The sequence below is a fragment of the Devosia chinhatensis genome, assembly GCF_000969445.1.
GTDB lineage: Bacteria > Pseudomonadota > Alphaproteobacteria > Rhizobiales > Devosiaceae > Devosia > Devosia chinhatensis.
Genome location: NZ_JZEY01000054.1, coordinates 458,317 through 475,615 on the forward strand (window position 1 = coordinate 458,317; position 17,299 = coordinate 475,615).

General features: G+C 62.0%; 15 protein-coding genes. 7 read left to right on the forward strand and 8 right to left on the reverse strand.

Features of this window, described 5'->3' with window-relative positions:
* Positions 1 to 143 precede the first annotated feature (143 nt).
* From VE26_RS02340 to VE26_RS02375, 8 genes are all read right to left on the reverse strand, one after another.
* A complete protein-coding gene (locus VE26_RS02340; RefSeq protein ID WP_046103599.1) occupies positions 144 to 857 on the reverse strand; it encodes a PIG-L deacetylase family protein in 714 nt (237 codons plus the stop codon).
* Positions 854 to 2,134: an amylo-alpha-1,6-glucosidase gene (locus VE26_RS02345; protein WP_046103600.1), complete on the reverse strand. Its 1,281-nt coding sequence runs from the start codon at positions 2,132 to 2,134 to the stop codon at positions 854 to 856. The genes VE26_RS02340 and VE26_RS02345 overlap by 4 nt, the downstream gene beginning before the upstream one ends.
* A 32-nt stretch (positions 2,135 to 2,166) precedes the next feature.
* Positions 2,167 to 3,204: an ABC transporter ATP-binding protein gene (locus tag VE26_RS02350; RefSeq protein ID WP_046103601.1), complete on the reverse strand. Its 1,038-nt coding sequence runs from the start codon at positions 3,202 to 3,204 to the stop codon at positions 2,167 to 2,169.
* An 11-nt stretch (positions 3,205 to 3,215) separates the two neighbouring features.
* Positions 3,216 to 4,067, reverse strand: a complete 852-nt coding sequence (locus VE26_RS02355) for a carbohydrate ABC transporter permease (protein WP_046103602.1) — start codon at positions 4,065 to 4,067, stop codon at positions 3,216 to 3,218.
* A complete protein-coding gene (locus tag VE26_RS02360; protein WP_046103603.1) occupies positions 4,064 to 4,909 on the reverse strand; it encodes a carbohydrate ABC transporter permease in 846 nt (281 codons plus the stop codon). Before VE26_RS02360 ends, VE26_RS02355 begins: the two co-directional genes overlap by 4 nt.
* A gap of 74 nt (positions 4,910 to 4,983) precedes the next feature.
* Positions 4,984 to 6,252, reverse strand: coding sequence for an ABC transporter substrate-binding protein (locus VE26_RS02365; RefSeq protein WP_244465611.1), 1,269 nt, complete (start codon positions 6,250 to 6,252; stop codon positions 4,984 to 4,986).
* Positions 6,253 to 6,270: 18 nt separating this feature from the next.
* A complete protein-coding gene (locus tag VE26_RS02370; RefSeq protein ID WP_046103605.1) occupies positions 6,271 to 7,314 on the reverse strand; it encodes a LacI family DNA-binding transcriptional regulator in 1,044 nt (347 codons plus the stop codon).
* A 268-nt stretch (positions 7,315 to 7,582) separates the two neighbouring features.
* Positions 7,583 to 8,476 (reverse strand): LysR family transcriptional regulator, encoded by an 894-nt coding sequence (locus VE26_RS02375; RefSeq protein WP_046103606.1) that lies wholly within the window; start codon positions 8,474 to 8,476, stop codon positions 7,583 to 7,585.
* 246 nt (positions 8,477 to 8,722) lie between these two features.
* On the opposite strand from VE26_RS02375, the gene VE26_RS02380 reads away from it, so the two are divergent.
* The 7 genes from VE26_RS02380 (at position 8,723) to VE26_RS02410 (ending at position 17,294) form a co-directional block, all read left to right on the forward strand.
* On the forward strand, positions 8,723 to 9,991 hold the full coding sequence (locus VE26_RS02380) for an ABC transporter substrate-binding protein (protein WP_046103607.1): 1,269 nt from the start codon (positions 8,723 to 8,725) through the stop codon (positions 9,989 to 9,991).
* A 21-nt stretch (positions 9,992 to 10,012) separates the two neighbouring features.
* Positions 10,013 to 10,945 (forward strand): carbohydrate ABC transporter permease, encoded by a 933-nt coding sequence (locus VE26_RS02385; RefSeq protein WP_046103608.1) that lies wholly within the window; start codon positions 10,013 to 10,015, stop codon positions 10,943 to 10,945.
* 8 nt (positions 10,946 to 10,953) lie between these two features.
* Positions 10,954 to 11,799 (forward strand): carbohydrate ABC transporter permease, encoded by an 846-nt coding sequence (locus VE26_RS02390; RefSeq protein ID WP_046103609.1) that lies wholly within the window; start codon positions 10,954 to 10,956, stop codon positions 11,797 to 11,799.
* Between the two features lie 52 nt (positions 11,800 to 11,851).
* Entirely contained in the window at positions 11,852 to 13,357 is a 1,506-nt protein-coding gene (locus tag VE26_RS02395) for a sulfatase (RefSeq protein WP_046103610.1), read from the forward strand.
* Positions 13,358 to 13,368: 11 nt separating this feature from the next.
* Positions 13,369 to 14,373: an ABC transporter ATP-binding protein gene (locus VE26_RS02400; protein WP_046103611.1), complete on the forward strand. Its 1,005-nt coding sequence runs from the start codon at positions 13,369 to 13,371 to the stop codon at positions 14,371 to 14,373.
* 95 nt (positions 14,374 to 14,468) lie between these two features.
* Positions 14,469 to 15,326, forward strand: coding sequence for a formylglycine-generating enzyme family protein (locus VE26_RS02405; RefSeq protein ID WP_244465612.1), 858 nt, complete (start codon positions 14,469 to 14,471; stop codon positions 15,324 to 15,326).
* Between the two features lie 33 nt (positions 15,327 to 15,359).
* On the forward strand, positions 15,360 to 17,294 hold the full coding sequence (locus VE26_RS02410; RefSeq protein ID WP_046103613.1) for a DUF5054 domain-containing protein: 1,935 nt from the start codon (positions 15,360 to 15,362) through the stop codon (positions 17,292 to 17,294).
* Positions 17,295 to 17,299 lie beyond the last annotated feature (5 nt).

Genomic DNA, 17,299 nt, shown 5'->3' on the forward strand with positions numbered 1-17,299 from the left:
CGGGTCATGCCTTCGGGTAAGCATGGCCTTTCCGAAACGCATGTGCTGGTAGGTCAGCGAAGAACATACTTCCGTACATGACCCGGTGCTGGTTTGAAACGCTGTGCACGCAAGAAGCCTATTTCAGGTTGGACGTCCCCTCTTTATGATTGCTGGCTTGGCTCCTGGAGCCGCCGCATGCGCGCGCGGTTGGCCACCGGATGCACGGGCGGGGCGGGGGGGAGAAGGGCTCGGATGTCGACAAAGGGGAATATGGGCTCGAAGTGAAAGGCCTCGGCATGGCTCTCGGCGGCGCCATTGGCCTGGCTGGCGCGGAAGGCAGACAATTGCTCGGACGCGACCACAAAACGTTCTGGGTCCTGGGATGCATGCGCGTTGATGGCGATTGCCTTCTTTGCCCGATGCGCGGTGATGTCGACGTAGTAGGAGGGCATCGGTCCGACACCGCGCAGGGCATCGCAATAGAGCACCGGCGCGCTGAACGACGCGGCAATCCGCACCGCTTCGCTGAGCGCCCGGTGGTCGCCATGATAATCAATGGCAGGATGCGTCAGGATCAGGTCCGGATCCATTTCGGCAATAATAGACTTGAGAGTGAGGATCAGCGACTGGTCCGGGACCAGCTCGCCATCAGCAAAATCCAGAAAATGCACTTTTGCGTCCAGCAATGCCGCGGCGCTGCGGGCTTCATTCTTCCGCAGGGCGCTGAGGGCGACCGGATCGCCGTTGCCGCCCTTGGCGCCATCGGTGGCAATGACGTAGTCGAGCCGGTCGCCACGGGCCGCACAGGCGGCCAATGTGCCGAACATGTAGATCTCAATGTCGTCAGGATGCGCGCCGATGGCGAGGATGTTCATCTTGTCGGTTCTGCCAGAAATTCGAGCACCATGGCGGCCGTCCAAGTGAAGCGACCGCCGCCACAAGGCTCTGCCGTGATGGGGTCATAATACTCGGCAAATCCCGATTGGGTAATCAGGTCAAGGCTCGAGCCCCTGATCTGCTCAGCCACGGCGCTTTCACCGTTGGCGGCAAGGCCATCGGCAATCATGTAATTGGTGACGAGCCAGACCGGGCCGCGCCAATAGCGCTTGGCTTCGAAGCGCGGATCATCCGGATCCTGACTGGGAACGATGAACTTCACCTTGGCCGACCAGCGTTCGATCGTGCGGGCAATGGCGGCGGCGCGGCTGGCCGGAATATCGGCCAGCGCGGGCAGCATGCCGCCGAGGGAGGCGCTGTCGATCAGCCGGCCGGTGGTGCGGTCCTTGCAGAGGTAAAGGCCATGGCTGTCGCTCCAGAGCGCGTCGAGGGCGGCGATGCCCTTTTCGGCTCGTGCCCTGTTGGCGGCGGCAATAGCGGTCTCGCCGAGCGTTTCCGCCAGCGCGGCCAGATCGGCGCAGGCGCGCAACAGGATGGCATTGAACCCGGGGTCGATGACCTGGAGCGGTGAGGCATCGTGCAGCCTGGTGTTGTCCCAGCCCAGCGAGCGGAATTTTTCGACCAGCCAGAGATAGCGGTCATATTGCGCCTTGGTCGGACGATGCGCCGGATCGGCATGCTGGGTATCGCGGCGGGTGTAAGGGGTAATGCCATCGGTTGGCACGCGCTCGAAGGCTTCGTCCCAGTCTACCGAATTGTCGCGACCCGCTTCCCAAGGATGCAGAATGGCAACCAGGCCTTCGCCCCTGGGGTCGCGGTTGCGGTAGAACCAGTCGTGCCATTTATCGATTTTCGGCAGCAGCAATCGCGCCTTTTCTTCCGCCAGGGCGCGATCCTTGGCGCGTTCGAACAGGCGCTTGACCGCAAATCCGGCAACGGCAGGTTGGGTGATGCCTGAGGTGGCGGTGGGACGCTTGGTGTCCCACACGTCGGGACCGGGGAAGTAGCCATCCGAATAAACATGGAAGACAATGTGAGGGACCATGCCATCGGGCCATTGATGCGCGAACAGGGTCTCGATTTCCTGCCAGGCGCGAGCCTCGTCAAAATGGGCCTGTCCGAGCGCCGTCAGGCAGGAATCCCAGTTCCACTGAAAGGGGTAAAGGCCCTTGGTCGGGATTGTGTAATCGCCCTGGTCGTTCTCCTTAAGAACGTCGATGGCCAGGTTGCGCAGTGCAGCTTTGTCGGTCGTCATGAAATGGCTTTCGGGAATAAGTTCGGTACGGCTCAGACGGCAAGCGTGGTTTCGGGATCGAACCAGCGCACCCGGTCCGGCTTGGGCGCGAGACGCAATTCGTCGCCCGGGGCGACCTTGAGATCGCTGTCGAGCACGGCCCGGAAGAGTTTTCCGTCCACCTCCGTGGTCACCAGCGTGTGCGCGCCCAAGGGCTCGATGACCCGGGCGGTGGCGACAAAACCGGTCGGCGCGATCTCGACATCTTCAGGACGGATGGCGAAGTCGAGGGCATCCCCGGCAACGGGACCCGGCAGTTCGAGGCCAGCCACCTGGAACTGGCCATTTGTGCCGCGTCTGGCAGGCAGGAAATTCATCGGAGGATTGCCGATGAAACTGCCGACAAAGCGCGCTGCGGGATTGCGGTAGACTTCCACCGGGCTCGCCGCCTGCACGATCTTGCCGCCATTCATCACCGAGATGCGGTCAGCCAGCGACATCGCCTCGACCTGGTCATGGGTGACGTAGATCGTGGTGGTCTTGCTGTCCGCCAGGACGCCCTTGAGTTCAGCGCGCATTTCGAGGCGTAGCAGCGCATCGAGATTGGACAGCGGCTCGTCCATCAGGATCACGTCCGGCTCCATGGCGAGCGCCCTAGCCACCGCGACGCGCTGGCGCTGTCCGCCCGAAAGCTGGCCGGAATAGCGCTTCAGAAGCTGCTCGATATGCATCAGCTCGGCCGTGCGATTGACGCGCCGGTCGATCTCGGTCTGCGGCAGCTTCTTCATGCGCAGGCCGAAGGCGATGTTCTCGAACACGGTCAGATGGGGGAACACCGCGTAGTTCTGGAACACCATGGAAATGCCGCGTTCGCGCGGGGGCAGGTGGTCGACGCGCTTGCCGCCGATCCACACTTCGCCCTGGCTGGGCGTTTCGAGCCCGGCAATGATGCGCAACAGCGTGGTCTTGCCACAGCCCGAGGCGCCGAGCAGGACCATGAATTCCTGGTCCGTGATGGTCAGGTCGATCGAGTGCAGGGCGGTAAAGCCGCCGAACCGCTTGGCGACATTCTTGATAACAATTTCAGCCATGGATGAACTCCTTACCGGTTGGCGATGCCCCACATCGCAAACAGGTACTTGCGAACGGCGAAGATGAAGACGAGGGCGGGCACGACGAGCGCGGCGCCACCGGCGAACTTGAGATGAAGAGGCGAGACATTGAGGTTCTGGATCAGGAAAGCCGGCAAGGTGCGGTTTTCGATGGTCAGCACCGCAGCGGCGAAGACCTCGTTCCAGGAAATGGTGAAGGCAAAGACTGCAGAGGCGGCAATGCCGGGCAGGACCAGCGGCAGCACGACCTTCTGGAAGGCCTGCCAGCGATTGCATCCCAGCGTCCACGCCGCTTCCTCGAGCTCAAGCGGAATGCCCGAGAACAGCGAGAAGGTGATGAGTACCGAAAAGGGCAGAGCCAGAACGGTATGCACCAGGGCCAGGCCCAAGGCGGTATCGTCGAGCCCGGTGCGGATGAACATCACAGCCAGCGGCAGCGCCAGAAGCGGCAAAGGGAACGCGCGCGTCATCACCACGAGCATGCGGAACACTTCCTTGCCGGGGAAGTCGAAGCGCGACAGCGCATAGCCGGCCGGTGCACCGATGCCGATCGAGAGCACCATGGTGAGCACGGCGACCGATACCGAGTTCCATAGGGCGCGGCCCACCCCGGAAAAGCCGGCGAAGAACTGCAGCGAGGAGAAGTCAAAGCCCGGCAAGCCGCTCTTGGGAAAGCCGCTGACCTGTTCAGGCGACGACAGGGCGTTGACCATCAGCAGGTAGATCGGCACCAGCACCCAGGCGCAGATGAGGAACACGCAGGCCCAGAACAGGAAGCGTGCTGCCGAACGGGTAGCCTGTACCGGGGTGGGCTGGTCGCTGGCAGTCGTCGTGGCGCTCATATCGTAGCCCCCTTGGGAACGCGCAACACGCGCAGGAAGAACAGGGTGGCGACAATCGAGATGCCAAGGATCACCATGGCATAGGCGGCAGCCACGTTGCGGTCCTGCAGGGCGAATTGCCAGTTGTAGGTTTCACCCATGAGGACGGGCAGGGTTGTGCCGCCGAGGGCCGTGACAACGGCGAAGACCTCGAAGGCGGCCAGCGTGCGCAGGATCAGTGCTGATTGGAGGCTGGGGCGCAGCATGGGCAGTGTGATCTTGACGAAGCGCTGCCAGGGGCTCGCGCCGAACACTTCCCCGGCCTCGTAATATTCCTTGGGGATCAGGCCCATGCCGGAAACCAGGATCACCATCATGATGGCAGTGGCCCGCCAGATCTCGGCCAGCACGACTGCGAGGAAAATGATCCAGATATTCTGGTAGCCCAGGAAGAGGATCGGCTGGTCGACGAGACCCAGGCCATGGAGCATGGAATTGAGAAAGCCGGACTGCTCGAAAATGGCTAGCCAGACGATGCCCGCGGCCAAGTCCGACAGGCCGAGCGGGATCGAGAAAATGTAGAGGATCGCGCTGCGACCCTTTTGCAGCTTTGTGACGATGGTGGCCATCGACAGCGCCATGGCCAATTGGATGGGCACCACGACGGCCGCAAGCAGCAGCGTCCAGCCTAAGGCCGAGCCGAATTTCCAGTGGGTCGCCATCGTGGTCAGCGGCTGCAGCGAGAAGCTGCCATTGCGGCTGAACGCCAGCACGGCGATTTCGACGAAGGGATAGACGAAGAAGACCAGCAGGAAGACCGTTGCCGGCAGCAATAGAAGGTAAGGCAGCGCTTTGGCTTGCATCTTGGAGGCTCCGGTAACGGTTCCACCACCCGGCATCTTGCGACGCCGGGCGGCTTTCTCGGGGGAGGAGAAACTTAGTCGACCGGGCAGGCGCCTTCGGAAGGAGCATCCGGCAGCCAGCATGGGGCATTGGCCTGGTTCATGAGGCCGCGCAGGGTATCGGCCTGCTGGTTGAGGACATCCTCGACCGGTTGGTTGCCTAGAACGATGCGCTCGAACGTGTCGGTATAGACCTGGTTGAACTGCCCACCGAGATCACCCAGACCCACCGGGAGAAGCGCCGGCAGGGCATCGTCCGCGGTGGTCATGGCATTGATGGCGGGGCCGAGGGCCTTGGCCGATTCCGGCAGGTCTGCGGGAAGCGCGGCGTCGGTCACCGGGTAGAAATTGGTGGCCCGAAGCGTTGCGACCTGCGTCTCGGGCTGCATCATATAGGCTACCAAGGCCTTGGACGCATCGATGTCCGGTGCGCTGGCGGGAACGGCAATGCCAGCCAGAACCGGCATGAAGCCCCGACCGGCCGGACCGGCAGGGGCAGGGAAGGCCACGAAGTCTTCGGGGCGCTGGTTGAAGGCATCGGCCAGCCGCGCGATGTGGTCGAACGCCACCCACACATCACCCGAAAGCAAGGGCTCCTGCATGAAGGCGTAGTTGGTCGAGGCGGGATTGGTATACTGCCAGAGTTCCTTGAACGCATTCCAGCCTTCGACGGCCTCAGCGGAGCGGAACTTTGTGACGGTCGAGCCGGCATAGGACGGCAGCAGGAAGCCCTGGAAGAAGCGGTGCTTGAGGCCCTGCGGACCAGCCGGGAAGCCGAACTTGGGCGAGCCGGTACCCTCGGCGAGCGCCTTCGACCAGGCAATCAGGTCGTCATAGGTCAGAGCGTTGAGATCGGCACCTTCAGGCAGATATTCGAGGGCCTGCCTGCTGGCCGCCATGACGTAGTTGGCCTGCATCCAGGGGAGGTATTTCTGCTCGTCGGTGCCCAGCTTGCCCAGGTCCATGAAAGCCTCGCTGACCGCGATGCCGGAGAGGTCGACATCGGACAGATCGACAAAGCTGTCCGCATAGGTCGAAAGGTCGCCATGGAGCGAACCGACGACGCCGATCTGGCCCGAACCGGCCTGGATTTCAGCAGCAAGGCGGGTGAGGAAGGGGCCCGTCTCGGAGGCCTGGTAGTCCACGCCACCCTCAAAGCCCGCCAACACCTGCTCACGCATCTTCTGGGTTTCCTCCACCGGGGCGGCCTGGGTCGACCAGAATAGGGTCTGGGCCTGTGCCATTCCAGCGGAGAGGGCGAACGCCAATGTGGCGCAGGCCAGCATAGAGATTTGTTTTTTCACGTGATTGTCTCCCTTTTGTTATGTCGTTGCAGACGGTGCCGGCCCGTGACTGGCGCGTGTCACCAGGCTGGGGCGGACGAGCTTGGTCACAGGCGCCGGATTACGGCCCTCGATGACCTCGATCAGGATCGAGCCGATCTCCCGCCCGGCACTTCGGGTCGAGGTTTCGAAAGTGGTCAGCCCGGGTGGCGCATAGGCGGCCGCGCCGATATTGTCGAAGCCGACGACGGACAGATCGCCGGGCACGGAAATGCCGGCACGGCCGGCTTCTTCGAGCACCATGAGGGCAAGTTCATCGAACAGGCCGAGCACCGCTGTCGGGCGCTGCGGCGCCTCGATCAGTGTGCGCACGCTGGAAAGGGTTGCCTCGCGGTCGAAGCGCGGCGCCGCCACGATGTCGAGGTGCACGGAATCATCGCCCCGTCGCTCGATGGCCTGCCGAAGGCCCCGTTCGCGCAGATGCCGGAACATCATGGGCTCGGCGATACTGACCAGCCCAAAATGACGGTGGCCCAGGTCGTAAAGCAGATCGAATGCCTCGGCAAAGGCGGCTTCGCCGTCGGCGTCGAGCCAATTGACCGGCTTGCTTTGGTCAAGGATGCGGCCATGGGTTACGAAGGGAATGTTGCGCTTGAGCAGATAGTCGACCCGCTCGTCCACTTCGGCGATGCGCAGCAGCACCACCCCGTCGGCGCGCCCTGATTCCACCACGTGACGGAGCACCGAGAGTTCCGATTGCCCCGCCTGAGCCGTGGCTAGGAACAGATCCATGCCGTGTTCGACCAGTCCTTCGCCCAGCCCGGTGACAAATTCCCCGATATAGGAATCGACGAAATTGGGTCCGCGCACGGGAAGAACCAGCCCGGCAAAACCGCTGCGGCCCGACACCAGCTGGCGCGCGGCGACATTTGGAACATAGCCAAGCTGTCGCGCGGCTTCCGCGACGCGTTCTCGGGTCTTGAGCGCAATCTTGTCATTGCCGGCCAAGGCACGAGACACGGTCGTGATCGACACATCCAGGTGCTCAGCGAGCTCTTTCAGCGTTTTCCCACGACTGGACACGTTGCACTTTCCTCAAATACAAGCGTTTGCAACTAGATTACAAACGTTTGCAATTTCTGGTTGCTCCTGTCGCTCTTGTCAAGCGCATTTGCATGGCTGCTATGCGCGTCAAGATTGGATGGGTTTTCGAAGGCGCGTTTTTTCGTGATGCCGCAGCACCATGGCGTCGTTGCCGCCCGGGCGAAAAATTTGAATTTCGACCCTCGGAGGTACCGGTTGCGCTACGTGCCGCGGTAGCGGTCGCGAAGATTTCGGCTCGCCGGGGATGCTACTCGATGGTCGGCAATTGCAGCTTCGACACTGTTTTGCGCGCCAGCTGCAGATAATCCCTCACCGCACTCCGCTCCAGCGAGCGAGGCGGGTAGATGACGCCGGAATCATCTGCATGACCCGCATCCTCGATGGGTAGGGCCTCGATACCGAATGTGCGGAACAGGCTCTGAAAGCCGCTCGATGCCGACATGAGGAAAGGCGACTGCCGCAGAAGCAGCAAGGCGTTCATCATCGTGTCGACGCGGGCCGCAAAGTCACGCGACATCCGTCCCAGCATTCCAGGACCTGCGTCGTCCTCATATCCGGGGCTGATCCAGCGATGCGCGAGAAGTTCCTCGATGCTCACCAGACGGCGCTGTCGCAAGGGGTGGTTCTGGTCGCAATAGATGAAGGTGGCCTGACGCACGAGCGGGCGAAATTCCACTTTGACCAACGGCGTGTATCGGTCGGAGAACGTGCCGAACACAAGGTCGTAGACCCCGTTCCTCAGGCCTTCGAGCCGCGTGCCCTCATCGGCGATTTCCACCTGAACCACGACATGGGGGTGTGTCAGCGCGAACTCGCGGGTGACCTCGGGAAGGATTGCAAGGCCCCAGAGGTCGCCCGAAGCAATCCGGATCGCCGCCTTCGCACGCCCCTGCAATTGCTCGATTTCCTCGCGGGCCTCGTCGAGCGCGGGGAGGATGCGGACCGCGCGGCTATAAAGCGCCGAGCCATATGGACTAAGGGCTACGCCGGCCCCGTTGCGGATGAACAGTGGCGCTCCATAACTGTCTTCAAGCTTCTGGATCGCACGCGACAAGGCGGGCTGGGAGATGTTGAGATGCTTGGCTGCAGCCGAGATGGAGTGTCGGCTCGCCACTTCCACGAATTGACGCAGCTCGCGCATGTCTCTTCCTATGCGATTTGTGCATATCGTATCGCACCTTTGCATTTGACGTCCAGTATGCCCGGTGTACTCACTACATCAGAGAGCGCCGCGTATGAGCGCTTTGGCGCCAAGCTGTGAGCGTGGATGGGCCCCGGGGGAGTGGGGCGGGAAGCGAACACAATCAAATTGCGCATAGCGCGAGGCTCTCGGAAGGAACATGGCCGGCATATCGGCTCGGGCGTCAGGCCCATGAGGAGGATTGCAATGAAGATGACACCTTGGCGCCATGCGGCGCTGATGACGACTTGCCTTGTCGCGCTTGCCACGCCCGCTTATGCACAAGACCAGGTGAGCCTGGTTTTCCGCCAGTTCGATCCTCCGACGGAGACGGCAGGGCTTCAAGAAGCCATCAATGCCTGGAATGCCAGCAATCCCAATATCCAGGTCCGCATGGAAACCATGGCCGGTGGTGATACTCTTGCACAATTGGCGCGCGAAGTGCCGGCAGGCGCTGGTCCAGATATTCAGCACATGGCCTTCGTCTGGACCCGCGACCTGGCCAGGTCCAATCTGCTCCTCGAGCTCGGGCCGCTGATCGAGGCGGAGGCCCCGGGCGCGGGCATCGACGACTTCCTTGCGCTCGAATTGGCCACGCTCGACGACAAGATCTATGGCATGCCCTGGTCGGCCGACACATTCGCCATGGCGTACCGTCCCGATTTGCTGGAAGCTGCCGGCGTCGCCTTGCCCGATACCTGGGAAGAGCTTGCGACTGCGGCTGAGGCCCTCAGCGTCGGTAATGGTCAGTTCGGGCTTTGCTTCCCTGCGGGCAGTTCGCCAGACAGCGGCATGTGGACGCTGGTCAATTACTATCTCTGGTCAAATGGCGCGACGCTGGTCGACGAGACTTCGCCCGGCACCTGGGAAGTGGTGGCGACGGCCGAGGACATCGCCGGGGCCATGACCTATTTCAACAATTTCTTCGCCTCGGGAAGCGCGCCGGAGAGCCTGATCACCGTCAACAGCTGGGGTGACCCCGAACTGATCGGCGGCCTGGGCCGGGGCGATTGCGCCATCACCTTCTTCCCGCCGCAGACCTTCCGTGCCGCTCAGGCCCAGTCCGAAATGCCGCTCCTGACCGGCCTGATCCCCGCGGGCAGCGAAAAGCGGATCTCCCATCTTGGGGGGCGCGCTCTGGGCATCAACCCCAATACCAAGCATCCCGAAGAGGCCTGGGCTTTCGTGCGCTACCTGCTGAGCCCGGAAACCTTCAAGACCTACAATCAGTATCCGGCACAGAACTCTGTTCTGGACGCGCTCGATTTTCCGGAGAACGAGCAGGGTTTCGTGCAGATGCTGCCCTTGGCTCAGACCTTCGAGCGTTACATCTCCTCGCCAATTGCGGTGTCGAGCATGACCGGCCTGATCAACCGCGAATTTGGCGCGGTCTTCTCGGGGCAACGGTCGCCCGAAGAAGCCAGCCAGGTGGTCCTCGACGAGCTGCAGACCCTGCTCCAGCGCGGCAAATCCTGAGCCTTCTGAGGAATAACACGGATGTCCGTCCTCCCCACCAGCGCGCCGGCTGAAGAGCCGGCGCAAGTCCTGGGCAAAAAGCTCGAGCCCTACCTGCTCGTGCTCCCGGCCATGCTGATCCTGGCCTTCTTCTTCGCCGGCCCGGCAGTCTACAACATCGCTCTCGCCTTTCAGGAGCTGAGCCTGTTCGACCTCGGCCGGGAGGGGACATGGGTTGGCTTCGATAACTTTGCCGAGGTTCTCACAGATCCTTCGACAGGCCAGTCGCTGATCAACACCACCCTATGGCTGACGATCGTTACGGTCGTGCTCCGCCTAATCCTGGGACTGGGCCTGGCCCTTTTGCTCAATGCCAGCGTCTTCTCTCGCTGGAAACTGGGATGGCTGGTTCGGTCCCTCATCCTCATACCCTGGGTCACTCCGCCGGTCGTTGCCGTGGCGGCCTGGAAATGGCTGCTCGACGCCCGCTATGGCGTCGTCAACCAGGCCCTGATGGGGCTCGGGCTGATCGAGCAGGGCATTCCTTTTCTGGCGCGCACCTCCACGGTCTGGGGCGCCATCGAAACCATGCTCGTCTGGCGGGAACTGCCCTTTGTAGTGATCACTATCCTTGCGGCGTTGCAATCCATCCCCAGCGAGTTGCGGGAGGCCGCGCGCATCGACGGCGCGAACGAATTCCAGATCCAGACACGCATCGTCCTGCCGCTGCTCAAGCCCGTACTGGCCGTGATCACCTTGCTGACCACCATCTGGACCTTCAATAACTTCGTCTATGTCTGGCTGGCCACGCGTGGCGGGCCGGGCGACTACACGCAAGTCCTGGCCACGCAGATGTACACCACATCCTTCGTGGATTACCGCATGGGCGCGGGCGCGGCGGTGGGCGTTGTGATGAGCCTCATCATGTTCGCCTTCGCCCTCATCTACTTCTTCGTGATTTTCCGGGAAAAGTGAGGCGCGTCATGGCCAAGGATTCCATCAACAGCCATCCGGTCCGCGACCTCCTCACCGTGGTTTTCGGCGTCGGGCTGCTTCTTCTCCTGGCGTTCCCGTTCCTTTGGGTCGTGATCATCTCGTTCCGGCCGGAATCGGAGATTTTCACGCGCACCTTCCAGCTGATCACGACGTTCACGCTCGACAACTACGCCACCCTGCTGGAGGGTTCGCCGTTCCCGACCTATCTGCGCAACAGCCTTTTTGTCTGCACCATCGCCACGGTAGTGGCGGTTGGCATCTCCATGATCACTGCCTACGGCTTCTCACGGAACCGGCGGTTTACCGGGCGGCAGACCTTGCTGATCCTTGTAATTGCCACCCAGCTTTTCCCCTTCGTGATCCTGATCACTCCGCTCTATGCGACTTTCTTCTCGCTGGGCATGATCAACAACCCGCTGGCGCTGGTCATTTCCTATATCGCGGTCAATCTGCCGTTCTGCATCTATATGCTGCTGGGCTATCTCGATACGATTCCGCGCGATCTCGACGATGCCGCGCGCATCGACGGTGCCTCGACACTACAGATCATCTTCCGGGTGATCCTGCCGGTCGCCTGGCCGGGGATCGTTACCGTTGCCGTCTACGCCTTCGTTTCGGCATGGGACGAATTCCTCTTCGCCCTCACCCTCATGACCTCGGACGAGAACAAGACCGTTCCGGTCGGCCTTGCCGGCTTTTTCGGCGAGTACACCACGCAATGGAACCTGGTCATGGCCGCCTCGGTCATCTCGACCCTGCCCACCCTCATCATCTTCATGTTCCTGCAGCGCAAGCTCGTGTCCGACCTGTCGGCTGGCGCGGTCAAGACATGATCGCCGACCCAAGCGCCACCGCTGGCCCCACACTCATCGCATTGGCATTCCCATGAATATCATTCTCGTGCTGATCGACAGCGTCAATCGCAACGCCCTTTCGCCCTATGGTGGCAAGGAGTTTGCGACCCCAAACATGCAGGCTTTCGTCGATCGTGGCGCCTGGCGCTTCGATAATCACTTTACCTGCAGCCTGCCATGCATGCCGGCGCGGCGGGAAATCTTCTCTGGCACCATGAACCTTCAATGGCGCCCCTGGGGCCCTCTGGAGCCCTTTGACCTTCGACTACCCAAACTGGTCGAGCAGGCCGGCTATTCCACCGGTATGGTCACGGACCACTATCATTATTGGGAAGAATCCGCGAACGGCTATATCCAGGGCTTCCAGAGCGCCGAACTGGTGCGCGGGCATGAGCTTGATTTCTGGAAGCCGCTCCTGCCGGACAGCGACCTGCCGCAATGGGTGCGCAATGTCGAAAAGTGGCGTCCCGGCTATGGCCATCGCTATTATTCCAATATTGCCCATTTCCGCGACGAGACCGATTATTTCTCGGCAAAGGTTATGAACGGCGCATGCGACTGGCTCAAGGCGCCCAGGCAGGACAATCCCTTCTTTCTCCAGGTCGAATGCTTCGACGTGCACGAGCCCTTTGATGTGCCTGAGCCTTATGCGTCCATGTATGGAGACGGTGCCGACCGCGACAGGTTCACGCTCTGGCCGCCCTACCAGAATGCGGCACGCCAGGCGGAATTCCTAGCCGGCACGAGCGAAGAGGAATTTGCTTATATTCGCTCCCAATATGGCGGCAAGATCACCATGACCGATCACTGGTTCGGCAAGCTGATGCAGACCATGGACGATCTGGCCCTCTGGGATGACACCATCGTCATCGTCACCACCGACCACGGGCACGATCTGGGCGAGCGTCACGGGTTCGGCAAGCAATATCCGCATTTCGACAGCCATGCGAACATCCCGCTCCTGGTCTGGGACCCCCGCCACAAGGCCGAGGGACGGGCAGTGAGCGCGCTGACCAGCACGCTTGATATTTTCGGCACAGTGCTGGACGCCGCCGGCGTGCCGCTGCCCGAGGGTACACATTCCGGGTCCGTTCTGCCGCTCATGGCCGAGGCTGACAATGCGGGGCGCGAGGCCGTGCTCTACGGCATTTTCGGCAATGGTCTGTGTTGTACGGACGGCGATTGGACGCTGATCCAGCCGCCGGATCGAAATAAGCCGCTCTTTGCCTATTCCTCCATGGTGCCCACCACCATCGTCGCGCCGGACAAGCCGGTCGACCAGGGCTATTTCATGCCCCATGTCGACATTCCGCAATGGAAGATCCCTTTCACCGAAGACAAGCCAACCGATCGCAGGCCGATGGACAGCGAACCAATGCTTTTCAATCGCGCGGACGACCCCGGCCAGCTCGATAACCTTGTCGGGCAACGTCCCGACGAGCTGGCCCGGATGCGCCACCTGATGCGCGATACGCTCGCCCGCTACGGTGCGCCATCTGAACTTTTCGACCGCCTCGGCCTTGCGGCCCTATCCTGAAGGACACTCCCATGGCTGCGATCGAACTGAAGAACCTGCGCAAATCCTTTGGCGGTCTGGAGGTGATCAAGGGCGTCGACCTCACCATCAACAAAGGCGAGTTCATGGTCTTTGTCGGGCCCTCCGGCTGCGGCAAGTCCACGCTCCTGCGCCTAATCTCGGGGCTGGAGGACATCACCTCGGGCGACATGATCTTCGACGGCAAACGCGTCAATGCGCTGGCGCCCGCCAAGCGGGGCATCGCCATGGTGTTCCAGTCCTACGCGCTCTACCCGCATATGAGCGTCTACGACAACATGGCCTTCGGCCTGACGCTCGAGAGAGGGCACGACAAGCAGGATATCCGCAGGCGCGTGGAAAAGGCGGCCGACATGTTGCAAATCCGGCAATATCTCGACCGTTTGCCCAAGCAATTGTCTGGCGGCCAACGCCAGCGCGTCGCGATTGGTCGCGCCATCACCCGTGATCCCAAGGTGTTCCTGTTCGACGAGCCCTTGTCCAACCTCGATGCGGCGCTGCGCGTCGCCACCAGGCTGGAAATCGCCAAGCTGCACGCGGAAATGGACAATGTCACCATGGTCTATGTGACCCATGACCAGGTGGAGGCCATGACGCTTGCCGACCGCATTTGCGTGCTGCGCGACGGGCTAGTGGAACAGGTCGGTACGCCCATGGAGCTCTATGAGCAACCCGCCAGCCTTTTCGTTGCCGGCTTTATCGGTTCGCCGAAGATGAACTTTCTCACGGGGGAGAAGGCTGCGGCCCATGGCTGCACCACCTTGGGCATTCGCGGTGAACACCTGACCATCAGCGACAACGGGATCTGGGAGGGCAGGGTGATCCACACCGAGAACCTGGGTGCAGATTCTTATGTCTATCTCGACATGGGGGAAGCCGAGCCCGTCGTAGTGCGGATCGAGGGGGCGTCGGCAGCCAGGAGCGGTGCGTTGATGCGGGTCTCTCCGCAACAGAACCGCATTCACAGGTTCGATGCGCAGGGCAAACCCATCAGGTGAGTGCAATGACCTGCGCCTGTTGCGCGCCCAGCCGGGATGTCCGCCCGCCAGATGCGGACCTTGTGCCAGCGGTAACGCCCCTTGCATCCTTGGGCATGTCGGAGCGTCCGGTGTTCGTGCGGGGCGGCAAAACACATGTGGGCACCAATAGCCCCATGCTGGCTCAGGACGGAGAGGGTCCCGAGCGCGCAATCGTGCTGGCCGATTATAGCCTCGAAGCCCTTACCGTGACCAATGCGCGGTTTGCCGACTTCGTTGCGGCGACCGGCTATGTGACCGAGGCCGAGCGGTTCGGTTGGTCGGCGGTGTTTTTCAACACACCGGAGCGCCTGGACGCTGCAAGGCGGGCTGGGGCGGGCCTTTCCTGGTGGCATCGTGTCGAGGGCGCGACCTGGAACATGCCCGAGGGTCCCGGCTCCGATATCGAAGCGCGGATGGACCATCCCGTTGTCCAGGTGTCCTGGGCCGATGCCAATGCCTTTGCCACCTGGGTCGGCGGTCGCTTGCCTAACGAGGCCGAGTGGGAGCATGCAGCACGCGGCGGCGCGCATCGGCAACGCTTTCCCTGGGGCGACGCCGAGCCGACCGACGAGACTGTGTTCTGTAACATCTGGCAAGGCAATTTCCCCACCTATAACAGCGAGGCCGATGGCTTCCTGCGCACCGCACCCGCCATGAGCTTCGCACCCAATGCATTGGGCCTCTACAACATGGCGGGCAATGTCTGGGAATGGACGCGCGATCCCTACCGCATCCGCTCCAATTCGCGCCGGGCAAAGGCGCGGAACGAGCAGGCTCTGCTTCATCAGGAGAAGGTGCTCAAGGGCGGCTCCTTCCTGTGCCATATCAGTTATTGCTATCGCTACCGTATCGCCGCGCGCATGGCGCTGAGCCCCGACAGCGCCACCAGCAATACCGGTTTCCGCATTGCCTATGACGGCCACCAGAACTGATTTTCGCGATTTCCCGACACTAGGCAGCGTGACATGACCGACAAGACGATCCACCTGGTCTTCAAGACCCATCTCGATATCGGTTTCACCGATCACGCCAGCCGCGTGCGCCGGCAATATCATGATCAGTTCATCCCCCAGGCGCTGTCGACCGGCGAACATTTTTTCAACGAAGATCCCGAGGCACCTGCATTCGTCTGGACCACCGGGGCCTGGCTCATCTGGGATCATCTCAATAGCCAGGATGCCGAAAAGGTCCGTCGGCTCGAGCGCGCCATCGAGCGCGGCCTCATCGCCTGGCATGGGCTGCCCTTCACTACCCATACCGAATTGATGACCCCCGCCCTCTTTCGTGCCGGGCTTTCCTATTCGGCCGAACTCGACAGGCGCTTCGGCCGGACCACAATTGCCGCCAAGATGACCGACGTACCGGGCCATACGCTGGGCATGGTCCCGCTCATGGCCGAGGCAGGCCTCAAGTTTCTGCATCTCGGGGTGAATACGGCCAGTCCCGTACCGGACGTGCCGCCGATCTTCCGCTGGCAGGCGCCGGGCGGCAAGGAGATCGTCGTGATGTATCAGGGCTCCTACGGTGCGACGGATTTTCCGGCAGGCGAGGATATTGGTCTCAGCTTCGCCCATACCAACGACAATATCGGGCCCCAGAGCGTTGGACAGACGGTCGAGGCATTGCGGCAGATGGCGCACGATCATCCTGGCGCAAGGATCATGGCCTCGACGCTCGATGCGTTCGGGGACGCGATGTGGTCCCGCCGCGAGGCCTTCCCGATCGTGACGCAGGAAATCGGCGACAGCTGGATTCATGGCGCAGCCACCGATCCGCATAAGCTGGCCCGCTTTCGCGCCCTCTCGCGGCTTTACGATGGATTTGCCGAGCAACTCGACGAGAGGCGGCTCGCCTTTGGACGGGGCCTCACCATGGTCGCCGAACACACCTGGGGCGTCGACATCAAGACCTATCTCCGCGACGAGAACGCCTGGGATCGTGCGGATTTCGACGCTGCGCGCCGATCCGATTACCGGTTTGCTTATGCCGAACAAAGTTGGAATGAGCAGCGTGCCTATCTCGATACCGCTGTCGCGGCGCTGGATGCCGACGACCAGGCCTTGGCAGCGGCAGCCTTGTCAGAGCTATCCGTTCCCGCACGGCCCGCCGCTAAACGAGAGGGGTATACCCTGTCGCATGAGGGCTGGCGGGCACAGGTCGATCCCGAAACCGGCTCGATCGCCGCGCTGACAGCGCCGGACGGTCGTCAGCTGGCCGGCGCAAGTGGGTGTCTTATGGCCTATCAACACGAGAGCTTTGACTGGCAAACGCTCCAGACCCACCTCGACAGCTATTTGCAGCACCGCATCGAATGGGCAATTCTGGACCACGACAAGCCGGCCCTTGCCGCAGCAAAGACCGCGCGGACGGCGCGGTTTGCGCCGCAGTTCGAGGCGATATCGGAAGATGGTCGCACCGCGTTGGGACTTCTTCCAGAAGAGGCCCGCCGCGCGCTGGGCGGTCCGGCGGCCCATGAATTCGTGCTGACGGCCATCGATGACAATGCCGCGGAAATCATGCTGGTCCTGCGCGACAAGCCCGCCAACCGCATGCCGGAGGCCGGCTTTTTGTCCATAACGCCTGCAGATGCACACGGCTGGGCGATGCAGAAACTGGGCCTCTGGCACAGGCCGGAAAACAATGTCACTCGAGGCGGCGGACAATTGCAGGCCTGCACGGCCCTGCGCTTTGATACCAACCGAGCCAGCGTCACCGTCGAGCTTGTCGATGCCGCGCTCGTAGCACCGGCCGCCAGCCCGTTCATGCCCTACCAGCCCCAGACGCATTCCTTTGCCGAGGGGGCTCGCGTCAATCTCTACAACAACAAATGGGGAACCAACTTCCCCATGTGGTGGGAAGGCTCAGTCGCCTTCCGCTTCGTGCTGAGATTTTCGAATTAGCTGGC